Source organism: Hyphomicrobiales bacterium (assembly GCA_016710435.1).
Classification (GTDB): Bacteria; Pseudomonadota; Alphaproteobacteria; order Rhizobiales; family Aestuariivirgaceae; genus Aestuariivirga.
Map to the genome: position 1 here is coordinate 3,184,687 of JADJVV010000001.1, position 20,463 is coordinate 3,205,149.

The 20,463-nt window shown below is 61.9% G+C and carries 17 protein-coding genes and 1 riboswitch; of the genes, 6 read left to right on the forward strand and 11 right to left on the reverse strand.

Going from position 1 to position 20,463, the window contains the following annotated elements:
* Positions 1-285 precede the first annotated feature (285 nt).
* Positions 286-3,981: a hypothetical protein gene (locus IPM06_15535; protein ID MBK8771832.1), complete on the forward strand. Its 3,696-nt coding sequence runs from the start codon at positions 286-288 to the stop codon at positions 3,979-3,981.
* Positions 3,982-4,029: 48 nt separating this feature from the next.
* Here IPM06_15535 and IPM06_15540 read toward each other — a convergent pair whose 3' ends face one another.
* Together IPM06_15540 and nusB are read right to left on the reverse strand one after the other, a co-directional pair.
* Entirely contained in the window at positions 4,030-5,214 is a 1,185-nt protein-coding gene (locus IPM06_15540) for an MFS transporter (GenBank protein MBK8771833.1), read from the reverse strand.
* Complete coding sequence (gene nusB, locus IPM06_15545; protein ID MBK8771834.1) at positions 5,211-5,684, reverse strand: transcription antitermination factor NusB; 474 nt, start codon at positions 5,682-5,684, stop codon at positions 5,211-5,213. Before nusB ends, IPM06_15540 begins: the two co-directional genes overlap by 4 nt.
* A gap of 168 nt (positions 5,685-5,852) precedes the next feature.
* A riboswitch (FMN riboswitch) is annotated at positions 5,853-5,979 on the forward strand.
* Between the two features lie 77 nt (positions 5,980-6,056).
* Between nusB and IPM06_15550 the strand changes: the two genes are divergently transcribed.
* On the forward strand, positions 6,057-6,983 hold the full coding sequence (locus IPM06_15550; GenBank protein ID MBK8771835.1) for a DMT family transporter: 927 nt from the start codon (positions 6,057-6,059) through the stop codon (positions 6,981-6,983).
* A gap of 4 nt (positions 6,984-6,987) precedes the next feature.
* On the opposite strand, the gene IPM06_15555 is transcribed toward IPM06_15550, so the two are convergent.
* From IPM06_15555 to IPM06_15585, 7 genes are all read right to left on the reverse strand, one after another.
* Complete coding sequence (locus IPM06_15555) at positions 6,988-7,968, reverse strand: DUF1906 domain-containing protein (protein MBK8771836.1); 981 nt, start codon at positions 7,966-7,968, stop codon at positions 6,988-6,990.
* Between the two features lie 75 nt (positions 7,969-8,043).
* Positions 8,044-8,508: a transcriptional repressor NrdR gene (gene nrdR / locus IPM06_15560; protein MBK8771837.1), complete on the reverse strand. Its 465-nt coding sequence runs from the start codon at positions 8,506-8,508 to the stop codon at positions 8,044-8,046.
* 123 nt (positions 8,509-8,631) lie between these two features.
* Entirely contained in the window at positions 8,632-9,975 is a 1,344-nt protein-coding gene (locus tag IPM06_15565; protein MBK8771838.1) for a serine hydroxymethyltransferase, read from the reverse strand.
* A gap of 84 nt (positions 9,976-10,059) precedes the next feature.
* Positions 10,060-11,280: a 5-aminolevulinate synthase gene (hemA, locus tag IPM06_15570; GenBank protein MBK8771839.1), complete on the reverse strand. Its 1,221-nt coding sequence runs from the start codon at positions 11,278-11,280 to the stop codon at positions 10,060-10,062.
* A gap of 52 nt (positions 11,281-11,332) precedes the next feature.
* Positions 11,333-13,360, reverse strand: coding sequence for a L,D-transpeptidase family protein (locus IPM06_15575; protein ID MBK8771840.1), 2,028 nt, complete (start codon positions 13,358-13,360; stop codon positions 11,333-11,335).
* A 258-nt stretch (positions 13,361-13,618) separates the two neighbouring features.
* Positions 13,619-14,134, reverse strand: a complete 516-nt coding sequence (locus tag IPM06_15580) for a winged helix DNA-binding protein (GenBank protein MBK8771841.1) — start codon at positions 14,132-14,134, stop codon at positions 13,619-13,621.
* 215 nt (positions 14,135-14,349) lie between these two features.
* Positions 14,350-15,174: a hypothetical protein gene (locus tag IPM06_15585; GenBank protein MBK8771842.1), complete on the reverse strand. Its 825-nt coding sequence runs from the start codon at positions 15,172-15,174 to the stop codon at positions 14,350-14,352.
* A 147-nt stretch (positions 15,175-15,321) separates the two neighbouring features.
* Here IPM06_15585 and IPM06_15590 point away from each other — a divergent pair, with 147 nt between their 5' ends.
* Together IPM06_15590 and hemB are read left to right on the forward strand one after the other, a co-directional pair.
* Entirely contained in the window at positions 15,322-16,134 is an 813-nt protein-coding gene (locus IPM06_15590; protein MBK8771843.1) for an extensin family protein, read from the forward strand.
* A 53-nt stretch (positions 16,135-16,187) separates the two neighbouring features.
* The gene (hemB, locus tag IPM06_15595; protein ID MBK8771844.1) at positions 16,188-17,189 is read left to right on the forward strand and encodes a porphobilinogen synthase; all 1,002 of its coding nucleotides are present in this window, start codon (positions 16,188-16,190) and stop codon (positions 17,187-17,189) included.
* Positions 17,190-17,193: 4 nt separating this feature from the next.
* Here hemB and IPM06_15600 read toward each other — a convergent pair whose 3' ends face one another.
* Positions 17,194-18,066 carry an NAD(P)-dependent oxidoreductase gene (locus tag IPM06_15600; GenBank protein MBK8771845.1) on the reverse strand — a complete coding sequence of 291 codons (873 nt, stop codon included), beginning with the start codon at positions 18,064-18,066 and terminating at the stop codon, positions 17,194-17,196.
* A 111-nt stretch (positions 18,067-18,177) separates the two neighbouring features.
* On the opposite strand from IPM06_15600, the gene IPM06_15605 reads away from it, so the two are divergent.
* Both IPM06_15605 and IPM06_15610 read left to right on the forward strand, forming a co-directional pair.
* Positions 18,178-18,915: an arginyltransferase gene (locus IPM06_15605; GenBank protein MBK8771846.1), complete on the forward strand. Its 738-nt coding sequence runs from the start codon at positions 18,178-18,180 to the stop codon at positions 18,913-18,915.
* 89 nt (positions 18,916-19,004) lie between these two features.
* Positions 19,005-19,757 (forward strand): hypothetical protein, encoded by a 753-nt coding sequence (locus IPM06_15610; protein MBK8771847.1) that lies wholly within the window; start codon positions 19,005-19,007, stop codon positions 19,755-19,757.
* Here IPM06_15610 and IPM06_15615 read toward each other — a convergent pair.
* The gene (locus IPM06_15615) at positions 19,675-20,436 is read right to left on the reverse strand and encodes a hypothetical protein (GenBank protein MBK8771848.1); all 762 of its coding nucleotides are present in this window, start codon (positions 20,434-20,436) and stop codon (positions 19,675-19,677) included. The two genes, IPM06_15610 and IPM06_15615, sit on opposite strands and share 83 nt — an antisense overlap.
* Positions 20,437-20,463 lie beyond the last annotated feature (27 nt).

Consider the following 20,463-nt stretch of genomic DNA (forward strand, 5'->3'; position numbering starts at 1 on the left):
TGGGTTGCGCGGGATATGCCAAGATTCCGCCACGAACTCAATGGGCGAAAAGACGGAAAAGGCGAGGGAAATGATGGGCGTCACTCAGGCTTGTGAGGGTGTCGTGTCATTCCAAGGTCCTGTGATGGCACCGGGCGCAACCATTTCCTTAACCAAGCCCGCTTATGCAACTGAAGTCATGGACCGCGGATGAGGCGAGGAGGCTGGGCCTTCTGACGGACTCGCTCCCCGCCTCGTCGCTACACGGTTACGCCTGCTTATCCCGACCAAACGAGGATCGTCTACATGACCAACACCAGCCCGCGCTTCAACCTCGGTTTTGCCACGGCTTCCGTGTCGGCAACGTTCTCCAGTCCGCAGCAGGTTGTGCAACTGGCAGATGGCGGCATTCTCGTGGCGGGTCTCGCCGATGATGGAACGGGCTACCGATTCTGTGTCGCAAAATTCACTGCCGAAGGTATCTTGGATACATCATTTGCGGCCACCGGCATCACCACGGTCCCCGCGCTGGGCGGGGGCGAAGCCTATGACCTGGTGATCGACGCAGGCGGCAACATCATCGTCGCCGGCCTTTCAGATGCTGGTGGCAGCTTCGCGCTTGTCCGTCTGCTGCCATCGGGCGAGGCAGACACGTCCTTTGGCGTCGGTGGCGTCGTCATCGACCTGCCCACGACAGACATGAATCTCGGCCGCACGGTTCTTCTCGATGACGTCGGGAACATCATCCTCGTCGGCACCGGCGGACCTGCGGGCGATACCGACTTTATACTCCGGCGCTATGACTCCAGCGGCAATCTCGACACGACTTTCGGCACCGGCGGCCTCGTGCGCACTGAGATCACCGGAGCCGGTCAACCCGATACCGCCCAACATGCGGTAATGTTGGCTGACGGCAAGATCATCGTGGTTGGTAGCACCTTCAATGGTCACGACACTGATGCAGTCATCGTGCGCTACAACAGTGACGGCAGCATCGACGCCACGTTCAACGCCTCAAGCGCCACGCCCGGCATGCTTGTGTCCAGCGGCAGTTCGGCCGACGAAGTCAATCGCAACGTTGCAGTCCTGCCGGATGGCAGCTTGGTCGTGGTTGGCGGCGCCAATGCCGCGGACGTCTTCGCCGGCGGATCCGACATCCGCGTCATGAAGTACGACAGCACGACGGATACGGTGACGTATCTTCATATCGAAGACCTCGGCACGTCGGAAGAAGGCCGCAGCGTTTGTGTTTTGCCCGACGGCAGGTTCCTTGTCGCCGGCATCAGCTATGGCGGGTTGGGCGAGGTGCAATGCGTCATCGCCCAATATGACGAATTTGGCGCACTGGACACGGCAGGCTTTGGCAACGGCAATGGCTACGTGATCACCAATTTCCCGCAGTTTGAAGGCGTCGTCGCCACCGACATCACCTTTGACCTTGACGGCAACATACTTCTCACTGGCTCCAGGGCCGACACTGACTTTGTGGTGCTGCGATTCACGGCAGAAGGCCGCTACGACACCAACTTCGGCGAAGGCAAGACCGTCGGCGGAACCGTATCCCACGACGTTGGCCATGGCCCCACCCTGCTCGACGGCACCGCGCAGGTTTACGATGACGAATTTGACCTTGCGGACGATTATGGCGGCTCATCTCTCCGCATTGAGCGGGACTCGGGTGCGGACAGCCACGACACATTCGTTGCCACCGGAAATCTGGGCGCCCTGACCGACGGCACCAGTCTGCTCCTCGGCGGAAACGAGATTGGCAACGTATCGCAAGTCGATGGTCTTCTCGTCCTCACCTTCAGTGCGGGTACGACCCGTGCCCAGGTGAACGAGGTGATGAGTTCCATCGCCTACCAGTATGTCGGGGCCGATGCTCCTCCCGCATCCATCGACCTGTTGTGGAAGTTCGACGACAACGATCCGGATGACCGGCCACCCGCCCGCGCCACCATCACGGTGGATTTCGCGACAGGCCCCGGCACGTACACGCTGGACTGGTCCGACATGAGTTCCAAGCTCACCGCGCCTCCGGAACTGTTGAACCACATCGAAATCGATGTCACCAACAATGCCGGAGCAGGAACCATCACCGAATTCAACGCGGGCGGCACGACGTCGAGCGACACCGTATCTGTCCTTGTGCAGGCGAGCGGCGGACCTTCAACTTATTCGCAAACCGACAATTTCATCATCAACGGCACCACGGGCAACGACATCATCAAGACGTCCGACGGCAATGATATCGTCACAACGGGCGGCGGAGAGGATTCCATCGACACGGGTGGAGGTGATGACGTCGTGAAAGTTGTCGTGCCGCAATCAACCGGGGAAACCTACCGGCAGTTCTTCTATCTCAACACGTTCGATGCAGGCGCAGGAAATGATCGCCTTGAGGTTTCCGGCGCAAGTGTGGATCTCGGCGGCCTCTCAAGCGCCAGCGGCGATGGACCGACACGCGCCCTGCTCGGCTTTGAAGACCTCGTATTCACCACCCAGAGCGCAGATGGCCATAACCAGGCATACCTTCGCATTGCCGACGTGATCGACGCGGACGGCATTCACCAGGTCACGGGCAGTTCCGTGGCGGATACCTTTGAAATTGGCCCAGAACCGGAGACATATCCGTCGGGGCTTGCCATCGATATTTCGGGAATGACCTTCCTCAATTGGAACAGTGATGGGCAACAGGACACCATCGCAGTGACCGGCACCGGATTGAGCGACACCATCACCGGCAACAACGCCGGATTTAACCGCCTGTCCGGCGGGCTCGGGAATGACGTCGTACATGGCGGCGATGCTGGCAACACCATATCTGGTGGAGGCGGGACGGATGATCTCTATGGCGGACTGGGCCAGGACTCCTTTGAAGGCGGCGCCGGGGCCGACAATATTTACGGCACGGCGGGAAGCAACGATGTGGCGTCCTACGCCTCCTCCGCAGCGGGCGTGACCGTCAATCTTCTGACAAACGTCCACACGGGTGGTGATGCCCAGGGCGACAAGCTCTACAACATCAATGGTGTCGTCGGCTCGGAATCTGCCGACAAGATCACTGGCAACAATGCCGACAATCTCATTGTCGGTAACGGCGGAGATGATCTTCTGTATGGCCGCAACGGGATAGACACAATCTACGGCGGCGAGGGCAACGACAAGCTCTACGGCGAAAACGACAACGACACCCTCCACGGAGAGAACGGCAACGACACATTGTACGGCGGCACCGGCAACGACGACCTCTACGGCGGCGACGGCACCGATGTCTTCTACGGTGGCGCGGGCGCGGACAACATCTATGGCGGCACCGGAACCTCCGACATCGCTTACTACAATACCAGCACTCTGGGAGTGACCGTCAACCTCGTTACCAATTTCAACTCCGGAGGTGAGGCCGAAGGCGACAAGCTTTACAGCATCGAACGCGTCCAGGGCTCCAACGCCGCGGACACGATTACCGGCGACGGCGCTGTCAACACGCTGTACGGCAACGGCGGCAACGACTCGATTGCCGGCGGCATGGGCGCGGACCTTCTCTTCGGCGGTGCTGGCAGCGACAGCTTCGTATTCAACTTGGGCGACACGGGCCAGGCCCCCAGCACCTACGACCAGGTCAAGGACTACCAGAAAGGTGCCGTCGGCATTGGCGATGAGATCAACTTTGCCACTGATCTTCTCATCGGCGGTTCGCAGGCGTCCGCGACCGTCACACAGGCATCAATCGATGCTGCCACTGGCATCGCGACCTTCGCCGCCGGTTCTGGCCGCTCACAGGTCGATGCTCTGGCAGACATTGCCGCACGCTTCACGGCAGCGGGCGACAGCGCCGGCGAATTCGCCCTCTTCCGCATCAACGCAACGGGCGATTATTACGTCTTCATCTCGGATGGACTTGAAGGCGTCACGGCAACCGACTCCGTGATCCGTCTCAACGGCATCACAAGTGTCACGTCCATCAACGTGACAGACGGTGATCTGACACTGCTCGCCTGACAAAGGTAAACATCAACGGGGCTAGCCGGAGCAGCGACCCGCCTGCCGTCACTTCGGCCGGCGCCACAGCCACACGATGAGGGCGACCCCTATCGCGGCGAGCGGAATGACGGCCCAGTTCACGGCATTCCACCCGGCTCCTGCCATCAACGCGCCGGCGGACAGGGATGTGATCGTCGTCGTTCCGAACACGAGAAGATCGTTCAGCCCTTGCGCCTTGTTGCGCTCCAGCGGCTCATAGGTGTTTGTGAGCAGCGTCGTGCCACCGATGTAACCGAAGTTCCAGCCGATGCCGAGCAGCACCAGGCCTACGGCGAAGTTCTCGAAGTGAATGCCCAGCAGCCCCGCCACGGCCGCCAGCACGAGCATCACCATGCCGATGATGGCCGTGCGTGAAGCTCCGATGCGTGTGATCACGGCACCCGTAAAGAAGCTCGGCACATACATGGCCAGCGCATGCCATTGGATGACCCAGCTTGAATCCTGCACGGAAAATCCGCATCCAAGCATGGCCACGGGCGTTGCCGTCATCACCAGTACCATGATTCCGTACGAAACCATCGCCACGCCTGCCGCCACGATATAGGCCGGCTGTGACGCGATCTGCCCCAGCGGGCGGCCGCTGGCAGTGATGGCCGCGTCCTGCTTGGGAATGTCCACGAAGGCCAGCACCAGCGTCGCCAGCGCGGCGAGGCAGGCCATCGTCACCCACGTGCCAGCGAAGGTCACGGGTGCGAACAGATCGACCGTGTACATCACCATCACGCTGCCCAGCAGCGCCGAGATGATGCCCCCCGTCATCACCCACGATATGGCCTTGCCCCGGAAGGCAGGGCTCGCAAGATCGGCGGCGGCGAAACGGTAGTAGGATGAGGACGCCTGATACACGCCGATCAGCAGCGCCCCCAGCAGCACCAGTTCGAAACGTCGCAGGAAGATCCCCGTGGCCCCGGTCAGCGCACCGGCACTGCCGACCAGCGCCGCGAGAATGAATCCCGTGCGCCGTCCGATGCGCCGCATCAGCAGCGATTGCGGGTAGGTCGTCAATGCTGTGCCCACGATCATCGCGGTCATGGGCATCGTTGCCCAGAAGGCATTGGGCGCCAGTTGCGAACCGATCAGGCCTGCTGTCACCACCAGTGCCGTCGTTGTGCTGCCATAGAGCGCCTGCGCCACCGCCAGCACGAATGCGTTGCGCATGGCCTTGCTGTCGTCATAGGCAGGCGCGCTCATGCGGCAAACTCGTCCGGGCGGCGGTTGCGCGCCAGCGTGTTGAGCACGCCGTTCACGAAACGCGGCTCATCACCACCGTCAAAGAAGGCATCGGTGACGTTCACATATTCCTTCAGCGCCACGCGGGCTGGCACTTTGTCCATGAAGAACAGTTCAAAGGCAGCAGCGCGCAGGATGGCCCGCACCGTCACGTCCAGGCGATGCAGCGGCCATTCCTTGTCGAGGATCGCGTCGAGAGCGGGATCAAGCAGCGGCTGCTCGCGCACCACGCCTTCCACCACCTCGCGAAGATGCTTGTAGTCGGCCTCGCCACAATCACCGTTCTCGAAATTCTCGCCCTGGGCCCGCGCCGAAAACTGCGCCAGAGTCTCGCCCACGTCAGTTGCAGCAATGTCCATCTGGTACAGGGCCTGAACAGCACCCAGCCGGGCGGCGGAACGGGAAACGGGCGGGCGGCGCGGCGTGGTCATGATCGGTCAGGCACTTTCAATCAGCGTTTGCGGAGCGCCTGATAGCCGTTTGCGATGCGGCCCGCTAGCCCCACCCCACATGACGGCAATGCATGGCCAGATGACGGGTCCGGACCTTGCTCCGAACCGTAACATCTCATATTTCACAGGTGCCGGTCCAAGGGCTGGCTTCGTTCTCAGGGCGGGGTGAAACTCCCCACCGGCGGTAAAGCCCGCGAGCGGCCCTTTGCGGGGTGACAGCAGATCCGGTGGAATTCCGGGGCCGACGGTATAGTCCGGATGGAAGAGGATGGGACAGGCGGTTTCCTCCGTGCGCATGCGCGGGGAAGCGCCCCTTCCATGTCGCACCTGTGCAAGGCGCAATGAGGAGACATGGACATGACCCAGACGACACCTTCAGCCAACCGATCTCTTGCGGGGCCGCTGTTCATGGTGCTGTCCGGCATCACCTTCGCCATCATCAATGCCGTGACCTTCGTCATCACCTCCAGCGCCGACTACGGAGGCCTCGGCTTCAAGCCCCAGTCCGATACCTTCTGGCAATATGCCATTGCGTTGCTGATCTCGCTGCCCTTCCTGTGGCGCGCCGGGCAGTTGAAGTTCAGCACCTCGCAGCCCCTGCCCCATATTTTCCGCGTCCTTCTCTCCGCCGCCGGATTGCAGGCCTTCGTCATCGCCATCTCCCGGGGCGTGCCGGTGTGGCAAGTCGTGGCGCTGACCATGACGTCGCCCTTCTTCGTGCTGGTCGGTGCGCGTCTCTTCCTGAAGGAGAACGTCACCGCCAACCGCTGGATCGCGTCCCTGGTCGGCTTTGCGGGTGCCCTCATTGTCACCAATCCCTGGGGCGAGGCTTTCAACGTCTATTGGCTGCTGCCCATCGTGGCCGCCATCATGTGGGGCGCGGCTTCGCTGCTGACGAAATACCTGAGCCGCAAGGAAACGCCGGAGACCCTCACCACCTGGCTTCTCCTGCTGCTCACGCCCATCAATCTGTTCTGGTCGGTGGGCGCTGGCTTCGAAGTGCCGGCGGGCACGGTGCTCTGGCTCCTCATCCTCGGCGGCTTCCTCGTCTTCGTGGCGCAATACCTGCTGTCGAAATCCTACGCCGCGGCGGATGCCAATTTCGTCCAGCCCTTCGATGATCTGAAGCTCATCAGCAACGTGCTGATTTACGGACTCTTCTTCGGCTATTGGCCCACGGGCGTGATCTGGCTCGGCCTCGCCATGATCATGGCGGCCTCGCTCTTCCTGCTCCTGCAGGAAAACCGAAACAAGCGGATGAAACTGAAAGCGGCGTGAGCGCTCACCAGCTCGGCTTGCACTTTGCTGGCAGGCCGGCGGCGGCTGTCACCTTGCCCTTCTTGTTCCATTGACCAATGTTGCCACCCTTCATGCGATTGAAGTCGAAGCGCGCCCTTTCACGGCCGTTGAATTGCCAGGCCTTGCAGAACGTCGTGCGCTGCTGCACCAGGCTCCAGCGCCCGCTGGAGAGGAACTCCTTGGAGCGCGGCCAGCCTGTGGACATGGCGAGCCAGCAGAACTCCACCAGCTTGTTCTTGAGCAGATGCTCGCAGGCCATGCCGCTGCCATATCCGCCGATGCGATAACGCCCGTCCGCTTTCATCACGCGGTTCAGCTCGCGGAAATAATGATCGACATAAGGGATGATGTCACGCTCCGTCACTGCTTCCGCCTGCTTGCCGAACTTCGCCTTGTGATAGTGCCGGAAGCGTTCGTAGAACTTGATGTGCTTGCGGAAAGAGGGATTGGCCTTCAGCAGCCGCTTCTTGCGCGCCGCCTGCACTGCCTGTCCCTTGTTCACCCGCCACTCGAACACCGAGTCCTTGATCGCCTGGTCCACGCCATCGACGGCGAAATAGATGGCGGAGTTCGCGGGCTGGCCATTGGCGGCGGCAATCTTCAGAGCTTCCCGCGCATCCCGCGCGCCCCTGCTCTTGTCGAGGAAGGTCTCGGGATCGGAGTTCTCATGCTGGAAGATCGTGAGGATGGAAAAGCCGGCCTTGATCAGCGCATCGGACTCGGCCGGGAACAGCGTCTTGCAGGTCGTCTCGTCGGTGATCCAGTCGTAGTAGCGCGCGATGGTTCGCACACCGATCACCTTGAACGCTTCAACACCGGACTTGCCGCTTTTGGTCGTGATGGTCGTCACCGGTTGCGAGATGTCGACCGCGGAGAATTCCTTGTGCGTGTTGCAAGACGGCCCATCCGCCCACGCAAAATTGGGTCCGCCAAGAAGTGCAGCAATCACCAGCCAATGACGCATTCGCCGATCCCCCCGGATTCGCGAGGCCCCGCCCCACGTCCTTATAGGGTACAATCCCGGCGTGCTGTCAAACCGTCAGGACTTGCCATCCTCGCCTGAGAGCGAGCCGATGATTTCGCCGAATTCCTTGGGATCGCGGAAATTCTTGTAGACCGAGGCAAAACGCACATAAGCCACGTCATCGAGGTTCTTCAGGCCTTCCATGACCAACTCGCCGATCTGCTCGGAGCGGATTTCATTTTCGCCCAGGCTTTCCAGTTGCCGCACGATGCCGGAAACCATGCGCTCCACCCGGTCACCATCCACCGGGCGCTTGCGGAGCGCGATCTGCACGGAGCGCATCAGCTTGTCCCGGTCGAAGGGTGCGCGCCGGCCGGATTTCTTCAGCACCATGAGTTCGCGAAGCTGCACCCTCTCAAACGTGGTGAAGCGCCCGCCGCAATCGGGGCAAGCACGCCTGCGCCGGATGGCGGAGTTGTCCTCCGTCGCCCGGCTGTCCTTCACCTGCGTTTCCGCATTCCCGCAAAAGGGGCAGCGCATGAATGGTCACACTCCCAAAATCCGTCACCCCGGCGCAGGCCGGGGTCCAGGGGCAGCACCAGCCGCCGACTCGCAAGATACTGGATTCCTGCCTGCGCCGGAATGACGGTCTGGTATGTCTGCCTACCCGTAGATCGGGAAGCGCTTGGTCAGTGCCAGCACCTTGCGCTTCACGCCCGCTTCCACCTTGCCGTTCTTGTCCTCGCCATTGCTGGCAAGGCCGTCCAGGACTTCGGTGATCAGCGTGCCAACTTCACGGAATTCGGCCTCACCGAAGCCGCGCGTCGTGCCCGCAGGAGATCCAAGACGGATGCCCGATGTGATCATGGGCTTCTCGGTGTCGAAGGGAATGCCGTTCTTGTTGCAGGTGATGAAGGCCCGGCCCAGGGCCGCTTCCGCCGCCTTGCCGGTCAGGCCCTTCTTGCGCAGGTCAACCAGCATCAGGTGCGTGTCCGTGCCGCCCGTGGTGATGTCGCAGCCACCGGCCACCAGCGTTTCCGCCAGCGCCTTGGCATTGGTGACAACCTGCTTGGCGTATTTCTTGAAGCCGGGCTTCAGCGCCTCGCCGAAGGCCACGGCCTTTGCGGCAATCACATGCTCCAGCGGCCCGCCGATGATGCCGGGGAACACGGCGGAATTGATCTTCTTGCCGAGGTCTTCATCCCTGGAAAGGATCATGCCGCCGCGCGGTCCGCGCAGCGTCTTGTGTGTTGTTGTCGTCACGACATGCGCATGCTCGACGGGGTTCGGATGCACGCCACCCGCCACGAGGCCGGCAAAGTGCGCCATGTCGACAAACAGGTAGGCACCCACGCTGTCGGCGATTTCGCGGAAGCGCTTGAAGTCGATGACGCGCGGATAGGCCGAGCCACCGGCGATGATCAGCTTCGGCTTCACCTCCAGCGCCTGCTTTGCGATGGCATCGTAGTCAAGCTGCAGGGTATCTTCCCGCACCTTGTAGGACGAAACCTTGAACCACTTGCCCGACTGGTTGACGGGCGAACCATGGGTGAGATGACCACCACAGGCGAGGTCGAGGCCCATGAAGGTATCACCCGGCTGCAACAGGGCAAAGAACACGCCCTGGTTCGCGGTGGCACCCGAATGCGGCTGCACGTTCGCGTAGTTGGCGTTGAACAATTGCTTGGCGCGATCGATGGCCAGTTGCTCGGACTGGTCGACGTATTGGCAACCGCCATAGTAGCGGCGGCCCGGATAGCCTTCCGCGTACTTGTTGGTCATCACTGAGCCCTGCGCTTCCAGCACCGCCTTGGAAACGATGTTCTCGGAGGCGATCAGCTCGATTTCGTTCTGCTGGCGGAGCAACTCCGACGTGATGGCCCTGGCCACCTTGGGATCGGCTTTCGCGAGCTTGTCCTTGAAGAAGCCGGGGAACAGCGGCGCGGCCTTCTTCTTGGCCTTGGCCTTCGCCGGTTTCTTGGACTTGGCAGCCGTCTTCTTCGCCATGGTGGAATCTCCGCTGAATGAGGATCGTTGGGGCTCTATACAGGGAACCCACCGCCCGCGAACTGCGAATTGCGACATGCACCCTTATGCGGCGCGACGCAGCCCCATCTCGCCCCAGAGCAGGTCCAGCGCCTTCACCAGCCGGGCAATCTCCAGTTCGCCATGGAAAGGCCCCGGCGTCAGGCGGATCCGCTCCGTACCCTTGGGCACGGTCGGATAGTTGATCGGCTGCACGTAGATCGCATGGTCGGCCAGCAACCGGTCGGTGAGCAACTTGCAGGCCACGGGATCACCCACCATCACCGGTACGATGTGGCTGGGCGTGTCGATCACCGGCAAGCCCCTGGCCTGGAGTTCACGGGTCAGCAGCCGGGCATGCTTCTGCTGCTGCTGCCGCTCTACCGAAGATGCCTTGAGGTGACGGATCGAGGCCGTGGCCCCCGCCGCGATGACCGGCGAAATGGACGTCGTGAAAATGAAGCCCGGCGCATGGCTGCGGATCGCATCGATCACGGACGCATCGGCTGCGAGATAGCCGCCCATCAGCCCAAAGGCTTTGGCCAGTGTGCCCTCGATCACGTTGATCCGCGCCAGCAGGCCATCGCGTTCCGCGACACCGCCACCCCGCGCGCCGTACATGCCGACGGCATGCACTTCGTCGAGGTAGGTCAGCGCACCATAGCGTTCCGCCAGGTCGCAGATTGCCGCCATGGGCGAAATGTCGCCATCCATGGAGTAGACCGACTCAAAGGCGATGATCACCGGACGCCCTTCAGGCACCGCTTTCAGCAACCGCTCCAAGTCATTGAGATCGTTATGCTTCCAGATGTGCCGCTCACACCCGCCCTGGCGAATGCCATCGATCATGGAGGCATGGTTCTTGGCGTCTGAAAAGATCACGCAGCCGGGCAGAAGTTTCGCCAGCGTCGATAGGCCCGCTGCATTGGCCATGTAGCCGGAATTGAACAGCAGCGCTGCGTCCTTGCCGTGCAGGTCGGCCAGTTCCTGTTCGAGTTCCACATGGAATCGCGTGGTGCCCGCAATATTGCGCGTGCCACCGGACCCTGCCCCCACTTCGTCCAGTGCATCATGCATGGCCGCCAGCACCTCGGGATGCTGCCCCATGCCCAGATAGTCATTCGAGCACCAGACCGTGATTTCGCGCGTTCCCCGCGCCGTGTGATACAGCGCCCGCGGAAATTTCCCGCGGATGCGGCTCAGCTCCGCAAAGACGCGGTAGCGGCCCTCGTCGTGGAGCTTGTCGATGGCCCCGGTGAAGGCGCCCGCATAGTCAAACTTTGCCATGACGAATGTCTACGCCCTTTGCAGCCGCGGTACTTGATCTCGCTCAAGTCGCTTAATTTGAGGCTGTAACGGGCACCAACGGCTTTTTCTTGGCATCCGCCGCCTTGCAGCCGTCCGGCAGCTTGCCGTCCGCGCCCGGCTTGCACGCCACCGTCTTGGCGGCAGGCTTCTTGGCCGCAGCATCTGGTGCCTTCTTGTCGGCGGTCGCAGCCTTGGCGGCAGTGGTGTCCGCAGCCTTGGCCTTTGCAGGGGTCGCATCCTTGTCGGTGGAAGCGACCTTCTTCTCGTCCGCAGCCACCGGCAGCTTCTTCTTGGCAACCGTCTTGGTCTTGGCGGTGGTGGCGTCCTTCTTCACGATCTTCTTGGGCTTGCCACCCTTGGCCTGCGCCGCCTGTTCCTTGCGCCACGCAGCCCAGTCAAACAGTCCGGGTGTATCCTTCTTGCCCTTTGCCTTGGTCTTTGCATCGGCAGATTTGCTCACGGGCTTGCCCGTCAGCGGCTTCTTCACCGGCGCATTGGATTTCAGGAACGTCCCGCCCGTCTGCTCGGTCTCGCCATCCTTGTTCGTGTTGAACAACGACACCGGCCTCTTTTCCCCAGGCTTGAGGTTCTTCTTGCGGAAGCCGAAGAAACCGCCGCTGCTGTTGTCATCCTCGACCGAGGCCACGAGTCGCGGCAGCGGCTTCAGCACGAAGCGCTGACCGTCGGGGCTCGTTTCTCCAACAGGCATCGGCTGGCCCACCACGAAGCCCGTGCCGTCGAGTTCATAAATGTCGTTGCGGAAAGCGACCGTTCCACCCGTTGTCGGCCACGCCGTGAGATATGCGAAGCGCAATTGCGGCGGCTCGATCAGCTTCACGTCCTTGCGTTCCAGCGTCTCCGCGAGCGAGGAGATTTCGGCCTCGCCGATTCCGTCCTGGCCGTTCAGCACCCAGTTCACCAGCATCGACATGTTCTGCACACGCACGCAACCCGAAGAGAAGAAGCGGTTGTTGGAATTGAACAGCTGCTTTTCCGGCGTGTCGTGCATGTAGACGCCGAAGGGGCTGGGGAAATTGATCTTGGCGGTGGCCATGGCGTTGCCCTCGCCCGGTTCCTGCCGGAAGTGATAGTCGTCCGGAACGGCGGTGCGCCAGTTGATGCTGTCGGGATCCACTTCAGGTCCGCCGAAGCCCTTGAACACGCGGATGTTCATTTCGCGCAGGATGTCGTTCCCACCCCGCAGCTTGGGGATGATGTCCTTCTCCACAATCGAGACGGGCGCATTCCAGTAGGGATTGAAGTTGATGTCCGACAGCGAAGCCATCACCACCGGTGAAGGACGCGCCGGACGGCCCACGATCGCATTGTGCTTCGAGAACACGCGGCCATCGGAAACGGTTTCGATCTGCTGGGCAGGAATGTTGACGATGACGTAGCGATTGCCCAGACCCTCGGCATAGGCTTCAAGGCGCGGAATGTTGGCATTGATGGCGGCGAGGCGGCGCTCCGCCGGAATGTTCATGGCATCCGCCGTCACCGCATCGAAACGGCCCGTCGCGGCAAGTCCCATGTTCTGCTGGAAGCGGCGTACGCCGTCTTCCGTGGCAGACGTATATATGCCCGCGAATTCCCCGTCCGTCGCCTCCTGGCGCACGTAGCCTTCCGCGAACAGGCGGCGGTTCAGGGCGATGACGTTCTTGCCCTTGGCACCCTTCTTCAGGTTGCCGCGCGCCACCTTGGGGAAGCCGCCCTGCGCAATGATGGCGCGATAGCGCGTTTCAGCCGCGCGCAGTTCATCCGCACCCGATGGCGAAAGCATGGGCGCAACGTTCTGCGTCACGACGACAGCAGTCTCGGTCGTGGCCTTGCCGCCACCCACGGTGGCGTCGTGGCCGGTATTGGCGTTGGTGATGGTGTTGTTCTGTTCCTGCGGCTGCTTGCCCTTGGACTTCTTGGCCCTGAGGCGCGCCATCAGGTCTTCGAACCCGCTCTCGGCCCGCGCCGGCGTCACGCTGTGGGCGACGGGCAGCATCGCAGCCATGACCAGCACACTGGCGAGAATCCGGGAGGACCGCCGCTTCAGAGAGAAATTCGCCATATTGCAGATGCCTACCTTATTCAAACGCCACACCGCTCACGATGTCACATATCATCCGGGGGGGCCGCCGTCAAAACACGCCCCTAGGACGGTCAAAACAGGGCGGATTCGGGGCAAAGCCGCAAATGCACAGGCGAATCCCACCTTTTGCGCCCCGGTCGGGGCAAGATTCCCGCTCCAGTGATGCACTTCGGCAACAGCAAAAGGCCCCGCGAGGATGTCCTCCGGGGCCTCAAATTGATGTGATGTCTGCGTCGCTTACAGGCGATACAGGATCTGGTCCGTCCAGTAGCGTTCCAGGCGGGTCAGCGCCTTGTTGATGCGCTCGAATTCGTCGGCCGAAAGTCCCACCACTTCCTCGACAGCCTGAAGCTGGCGATTGTAGAGGGCATCCACGCGGCGGCGGATTTCGTGGCCCTTGTCCGTGAGGCTGATGCGGACCGAACGCTTGTCGTTGGCCGAGCGCTCGTGGTTCACGTAGCCCGCTTCCACGAGCTTCTTCAGGTTGTAGGAGACGTTGGAGCCCTGGTAGTGGCCGCGCGTCTTCAGTTCGCCTGCCGTGAGTTCAGCATCCGAGATGTTGAACAGGAGCAATGCCTGGACAGGATTGACTTCCTTTTCGCCGGTGCGCTCGAAATCGTCCTTGATGACGTCGAGCAGACGGCGATGCAGGCGCTCGATGAGCGTCAGCGCTTCAAGATATTTGTGTTTGATGTTCTGGCGCTTCGCCTCGACAGGCTGCATCGCCAGGTTCCCCAGAACTTGCGTATTCATTTGACCACCTATTCCCTTTGTCAGCGGGATCGGCTTCTTTTGAATGTCCGTTTCCCTGATGTGGTCAAATTACTGCCGCTCCCTTTAAAGCGGCCTGAACAGTCTCGGTAAATTTGGAATTACATTTTCTCTTTTTAGCCCCGATTTGTCTGACAGTTTACGGGGGCTTTTCGAACGAGATGAATCAAACATGACCGGCGAATGCCATCGCCCGTTCAGCATGAACCCCGTGCGGCCCGGGCTTCCGCGGCGCGCAGCAACGCCCGCACGGCGGCCTTGCCCTGCGAGGCAATGGCCGCGCGGTGCTGGCGGAGCACGATTGAATACATGGCGCTCATGGCGCGGCCGGATTTCGTGCGGCAGCGCAATTCCTTGTAGTAGGCTTCCGCCGTTACCGCATAGCCACTGGCCGTAGCGGTGTTCTGCGCCGCAGGTTTGGCAGGGCGGGCCTTCTTCACGACCATGGCAACCTTGGCAGGCTTCTGCGGCGTGCGGGGCTCCGTGATCACGGCTTTCGCCACCTTCTTGCGCGGTACCACAGCTGGCACCACAGGTTCACCAAGCGGCTCCGCCGACACCAGCGCCACGGTCTCAGGCACTTCGTCATTGGCCACACTCGTCGGCGCGGCAGTAACAGGAGGCGGAGCAGGAACGACAGCCGCCTTTGCGACCGGTGCTGCAACGCTCGCCGGCATGTCGAGTGCCGCACCCGCCGTGGCCGACTGCGCTGCCTCGAAAACATCCCGCACGGATTGTGCGCTCTCGCCGTTGCAGGGAGCGGCCGTTCCGCTGGCGCGTCCGCGCCCGATGGCATTGCGGGCCGCTGTCACCGATTTCTTCTCGGCAAGTGCCAGTTCCGCCCGCGCCACCAGCGTCGTCAGGGCATCGCGCTCGTCGTTGCCCAGCACGTTGCAACGGTTGTCGATCATCCAGGCATGCGCCAGCATCTCCGCCGCCTGCTCAGGCGAGACCGCCTCCGCCCGTGCCCCGGACCCCATGAGGATCAGCAGACTTGCAAACATACCGGCGACGAATTTCATGACAGACCCCAAAGACAAAATACCCACACAAACTGGCGGCAGTCTGGGTCAACATGCTTAAATTTTGCCAAACCTCCAGGGTGCAAAGGCGGTGACATGGTTAACGTCAGGTTGCTCTTGCCCGCATTGTGGGGAAGAATGCCTTCCATGAAATCCTGGCCTCTCGTCCTCGCCCTCATCGCCGCCCTCGTTGCGCCCGCAGCCGCCGGTCAAGTCGTGCTGCCTCGTCTCAAGCCCGGGCAAGTGGTCTTGCCCCGGATGAAACCCACACCTCCCGCTTCAAACCCGGAACCCGCTGAGATTGTTCCCGATGCACCCGCCACCACCCAGAAGGCCCGCCCCCTCGCCATCCGCTTCCCCGGCGGCAGTGGCAACTGGGACGCCGCCACGGTTGCTGCCGCGCAGAAGGACTGCCGCACCCGCCTCGCAGGGCTGGACATCGATTTCGAACCCCTGGCCCCCATCGGGCAGGACGGCGGCTGCGGCACACCCGGCGCCATTCTGATCCGCTCCATGGGGGGCGTGCGCATTGATCCGCCAGCGGAAGCCAATTGCGCCCTGGCGGAGGCGCTCCATGCCTGGGTGGTCTGGTCGGTGAAACCCGCCGCGGCGGAACACCTCAACAAGACTCTCACCGTCGTCCACAACGCCTCAGCCTATGCCTGCCGGCGCCGCAACAATGCGTCTTCAGGCAAGCTCAGCGAACATGCCAAGGCCAATGCCCTCGACGTCTCCACCCTCGGTTTCAGCGACGGCGCGTCCACCAACATCAAGGGAGACTGGAGCGGCCTCAGGCAATTGGTGGGTCTCGGTGGCAAGTCGGCTTTCCTGCAGCGCATCCGCCGCGACGCCTGCATCCGTTTCACAACCGTGCTGGGGCCGGGCACCGATCCCTACCACGGCGATCATTTCCACATCGACCTCGCCCGCCGCCGCAATGGCTACCGCATCTGCCAGTGAGGGAGCGTTTGGCCGCATTGGAAATCCCGCCCGAGACTGTCTATAGCACCGCCATGACCCGTACACCCCAGTCCGCCTATCCCGCCCTCCGCATGCGCCGCAACCGCAAGAGCGCCTGGGCCCGCGCCCTTGTGAGCGAGAACACGCTGCAAGTGTCGGATCTCATCTGGCCGATCTTCGTCATCGAGGGCGAGCGCAAGGTGGAACAGGTATCCTCCATGCCTGGCGTGGTGCGCCAGTCCATCGACATTGCGGTGGAACGTGCGGCCGAAGCGGCGGCGCTTGGCATTCCCATGATCGCGCTCTTCCCCAACACCGATCCCTCCCTCCGCACCGATGACGGCCGCGAAGCCTGCAATCCCGAAAACCTTGTCTGCCGCACCGTGCGCGCCATCAAGAAGGCCGTGCCAAATCTGGGTGTGATGTGCGACGTGGCGCTTGATCCCTACACTGCCCATGGCCACGATGGCCTGATGAAGGACAACACCATCCTCAACGACGAGTCGATTGCCGCGCTGGTGAAGCAGTCGCTGGTGCAGGCCGAGGCAGGCTGCGACGTGATAGCGCCATCCGACATGATGGACGGCCGCATTGGCGCCATCCGCGCCGCGCTCGAAAGCGCAGGCCACGAAGACGTGCAGATCATGGCCTACTCCGCCAAATACGCATCCGGCTTCTACGGTCCCTTCCGCGAGGCCGTGGGCTCTGGTGGAAAGCTGAAGGGCGACAAGCGCACCTACCAGATGGACCCCGCCAACACCGACGAAGCCATGCGCGAGGTAGCACTCGACCTCGCCGAAGGTGCCGACATGGTGATGGTGAAGCCGGGCATGCCCTATCTCGATATTGTCGCGCGCGTGAAGCGCGAATTCGGCGTACCCACCTTCGCCTATCAGGTGTCCGGCGAGTACGCGATGTTGATGGCCGCCTGCCAGAATGGCTGGCTCGACCCGGAAAAGGTCATTCCCGAATCCCTGCTCGCCTTCAAGCGGGCCGGCGCCGATGGCATCCTCACCTACTTCGCGATGGACGTGGCAAAGCGCCTGCGCGGCTGATCCCTTATTTCTGCAGCCGCGCCATCAGGCTGGACGTATCCCAGCGCTTGCCGCCCATCTTCTGCACTTCGGAATAGAACTGGTCCACCAGCGCCGTGACCGGCAGATGCGCGCCATTGCGCCGCGCCTCGTTGAGGCAGATGCCCAGGTCCTTGCGCATCCATTCCACCGCAAAGCCGAAATCGAATTTGCCCGCGATCATGGTCTTGTGGCGGTTCTCCATCTGCCACGAACCGGCGGCACCCTTGGAGATGACCTCCACGACCTTCTCCATGTCCAGGCCCGCCTTCATGCCGAAATGCACGCATTCCGCCAGGCCTTGCACGAGGCCCGCGATGGCAATCTGGTTGCACATCTTGGCAAGCTGCCCCGAACCCGGGGCGCCCAGCAGTTTGCACATCCGCGCAAAGCTCATGATCAGCGGCTCGGCCTTGGCATAGTCATCCGCGTCACCACCGCACATCACGGTGAGCACGCCGTTTTCCGCCCCCGCCTGCCCGCCGGAAACCGGCGCATCCACGAAGCCGATGCCCCGGGCCTTTGCCGCCGCATGGAGTTCCCGCGCCACATCGGCCGAAGCCGTTGTGTGATCGACGAAGATGCTGCCGCGCTTCATTGCCGCGAAGGCTCCGTCAGGCCCGATGGTGACGGAGCGTAGGTCGTCATCATTTCCGACGCAGGCAAATACGAAGTCCGCATCCTTCACAGCCAGCGCGGGCGTCGTGGCCGAAGCCCCCTTGTGCTGGCCCACCCAGCGCGCGGCCTTCTCCGCCGTGCGGTTGTACACCGTGAGACCTGCCCCCGACTTGGCGGCAAGATGCCCCGCCATCGGATAACCCATCACGCCGAGACCCAGCCATGCCGCACGCACCGTCATTGTTCCACTCCTCGTTCCGGTTTTGCGAGGGAATAGAGCACGGCTAGTTCCTTTTCCAGAACTCTTGCAGCTTCGGCTGGCCCGGGACATAGTGTCCGTCCGAACAGAACCATGACCGTTGAACGCCGCAATTTTCCGCAGTTCTTCATCACTGCGCCCAGTCCCTGCCCCTACCTCCACGACAAGCTGGAGCGGAAGGTGTTTACGCATCTTGTGGGGCCGGATGCGCGCGGCCTGAATTCGCAACTTTCGCAAGGCGGTTTCCGCCGCAGCCAGAACATCGCCTACCGCCCGGCCTGCGACGGCTGCCAGGCCTGCATTTCGGTGCGGGTGCCGGTGGAGTCCTTCGAATGGACGCGCGGCTTCCGCCGGGTCATGGCGAAGAACAGCGATCTTCGCTCCTCCGTGGTCAAGGCCGAGGCGACCAGCGAGCAATACTCCGTCTTCCGTGCCTACATCGATACGCGCCACTCGGAAGGCGGCATGGCCAACATGACCGTGCTCGATTTTGCCGCCATGGTGGACGACAACCTGGTGGACAGCCGCATGGTGGAATACCGCCTGCCGCCGGATCATCCCCAGGCGCCCAACGAACTGGTCGCCGCCGTGTTGCTTGATGTGCTCTCCGACGGCCTGTCGATGATCTACAGCTTCTACGAACCGTCGCTCGAACAACGCAGCCTCGGCACCTACATCATCCTCGACAACATTCTGCGCGTGGGCCGCATGGGCCTGCCCTATGTCTACCTCGGCTACCTCGTGCAGAACTCCGCAAAGATGCATTACAAGGCCCGCTTTCTCCCCCAGGAGCGCCTCTCCGTACATGGCTGGGTGCTGCATCGCACCTAACCCGGCAATTGACAGGGCGATGGTCTAACGCTTACCTCGCCATCAAAATCAGGCGGCTGATTTGGGGCGATATGAACACTTTTGGAATCATGAATCCGCTTGCGTTGGCTCAGGCTGCCACCAAGCTGTCAGAACTGCTGCGGGCGCATAACGTCACCGTTCAGGTCAGCAGTGACATGGTGGCCTTCAACGAAGCCAAGAAGGCAGCCCGCGGCTTCGAAGTCGCGCCCATGCACCATCCTGAAGTCGGCGTTTTCAGCCACGAGCGCGCCCACTGGCTGAGCCTCCATGAAGCCGACGGCAAGGTCGTCGGGCTCCAGGCCTTCCGCTGCGACGTCATTGATACCAACCTCGCCGACTGGTGCGTGAACTACATGATCGGCGCCTACATGCGCCGCCAGGAACTGATGGTCCCCTCGCACGCCAGGCCGCCCAGGGGCAGCATCTCGGAGCGGCTCACGGGCAAGCTCGTCTATCACGGCGAACTCTGGGTCGACAAACACCACCGCAACCGCGACCTGATCGAACACTTCGTCCGGATTGCGCTCATTCTCAGCTACATCAAGTGGCAGCCGGATGCGATCTGGTGCCTTGCTGGCGCGCGCATCGTCGAACGCGGCCACCTGAGCCGCGCCGGTTACAACATGCTGGAACTGGGCTTCATGCGCTGGCAACTGGCTTCCGACGGCATTGATCCGTTCGAATACCTCTACGTGCTGGAGCGGCATGCCGTGGAGACAATGATCGAAGTCTGGAACGCTAAAGCAGCTTTATCTCAACGGGAGCCCGTGCACACGCCACCTTCACCCGTGAAACTCCATGCAAAGGGTTGTCCGGGATGATGACGCGGTGGTAGCCGAACCACTGCTGCTCGCCGTTGGGCATCACCATCGAGGCAAGCACCTGATCGTAGTGCATGCGTCCTGACCGCAGGACATCGAAGTACGGCTGGGATACGATGCGGTCGTAACTATGTCCGGACATCGCGGGATAGGAAATCGGCACCCTGCCCCACACCTTGCCGAGAAGCGACTCTTCGCCGATGTGTTCCACCTTGCTCGTGCCGAGGCCTGGATCAACAGCACAGACAATCGATTGCCCGTCGGGAATCTCGCCGGCCTCCACGATGGAGCGCAGGGCTTCCGGCATGCTGGCGGCTTTCGGACGGGTATCCGCGATATAGACGCGCTCGGAGAAGCGCACGTCGCTCTTGTAGATCAGGCTTTCAATCCGGTGCGCAGCATCAACGGAAGAACCGAGAGACTCCTCGAACCAGCCTGCATTGAAATAGACCAGCGTGATCGGCTCGACGCAGGTGACGATGAATTCGCGGAGGAAAAGCAGCGACGCCCAGTTTGCGCCGAACATCACCCAGCTCACGCGAGTCCCGTTCGTGCCGGTCTCGAGCTTCACCAGGTTGTTGTTGTGCAGCAGCTTCCGGTCAGAAATAGGTCCGCCATCCGGGCGGGTAGGCCGGGAGCAGAACGATCCTTTGTCGATCCACAGTTCGAGATTGTACATGAGTCCGCGCGATTCATCACAAATGAG

Bases quoted from the DNA above. Each gene is read 5' to 3' on its own strand.
- IPM06_15590 (MBK8771843.1), top strand. From the start codon at position 15,322: ATGAAATCCTGGCCTCTCGTCCTCGCCCTCATCGCCGCCCTCGTTGCG.
- IPM06_15615 (MBK8771848.1), bottom strand. From the start codon at position 20,436: ATGTACAATCTCGAACTGTGGATCGACAAAGGATCGTTCTGCTCCCGG.
- IPM06_15540 (MBK8771833.1), bottom strand. From the start codon at position 5,214: ATGAGCGCGCCTGCCTATGACGACAGCAAGGCCATGCGCAACGCATTC.
- IPM06_15565 (MBK8771838.1), bottom strand. From the start codon at position 9,975: ATGGCGAAGAAGACGGCTGCCAAGTCCAAGAAACCGGCGAAGGCCAAG.
- IPM06_15605 (MBK8771846.1), top strand. From the start codon at position 18,178: ATGACCGTTGAACGCCGCAATTTTCCGCAGTTCTTCATCACTGCGCCC.
- hemA (MBK8771839.1), bottom strand. From the start codon at position 11,280: ATGGCAAAGTTTGACTATGCGGGCGCCTTCACCGGGGCCATCGACAAG.
- IPM06_15575 (MBK8771840.1), bottom strand. From the start codon at position 13,360: ATGGCGAATTTCTCTCTGAAGCGGCGGTCCTCCCGGATTCTCGCCAGT.
- IPM06_15580 (MBK8771841.1), bottom strand. From the start codon at position 14,134: ATGAATACGCAAGTTCTGGGGAACCTGGCGATGCAGCCTGTCGAGGCG.
- nrdR (MBK8771837.1), bottom strand. From the start codon at position 8,508: ATGCGCTGCCCCTTTTGCGGGAATGCGGAAACGCAGGTGAAGGACAGC.
- nusB (MBK8771834.1), bottom strand. From the start codon at position 5,684: ATGACCACGCCGCGCCGCCCGCCCGTTTCCCGTTCCGCCGCCCGGCTG.
- IPM06_15610 (MBK8771847.1), top strand. From the start codon at position 19,005: ATGAATCCGCTTGCGTTGGCTCAGGCTGCCACCAAGCTGTCAGAACTG.
- hemB (MBK8771844.1), top strand. From the start codon at position 16,188: ATGACCCGTACACCCCAGTCCGCCTATCCCGCCCTCCGCATGCGCCGC.
- IPM06_15535 (MBK8771832.1), top strand. From the start codon at position 286: ATGACCAACACCAGCCCGCGCTTCAACCTCGGTTTTGCCACGGCTTCC.
- IPM06_15600 (MBK8771845.1), bottom strand. From the start codon at position 18,066: ATGACGGTGCGTGCGGCATGGCTGGGTCTCGGCGTGATGGGTTATCCG.
- IPM06_15550 (MBK8771835.1), top strand. From the start codon at position 6,057: ATGGACATGACCCAGACGACACCTTCAGCCAACCGATCTCTTGCGGGG.
- IPM06_15585 (MBK8771842.1), bottom strand. From the start codon at position 15,174: ATGAAATTCGTCGCCGGTATGTTTGCAAGTCTGCTGATCCTCATGGGG.
- IPM06_15555 (MBK8771836.1), bottom strand. From the start codon at position 7,968: ATGCGTCATTGGCTGGTGATTGCTGCACTTCTTGGCGGACCCAATTTT.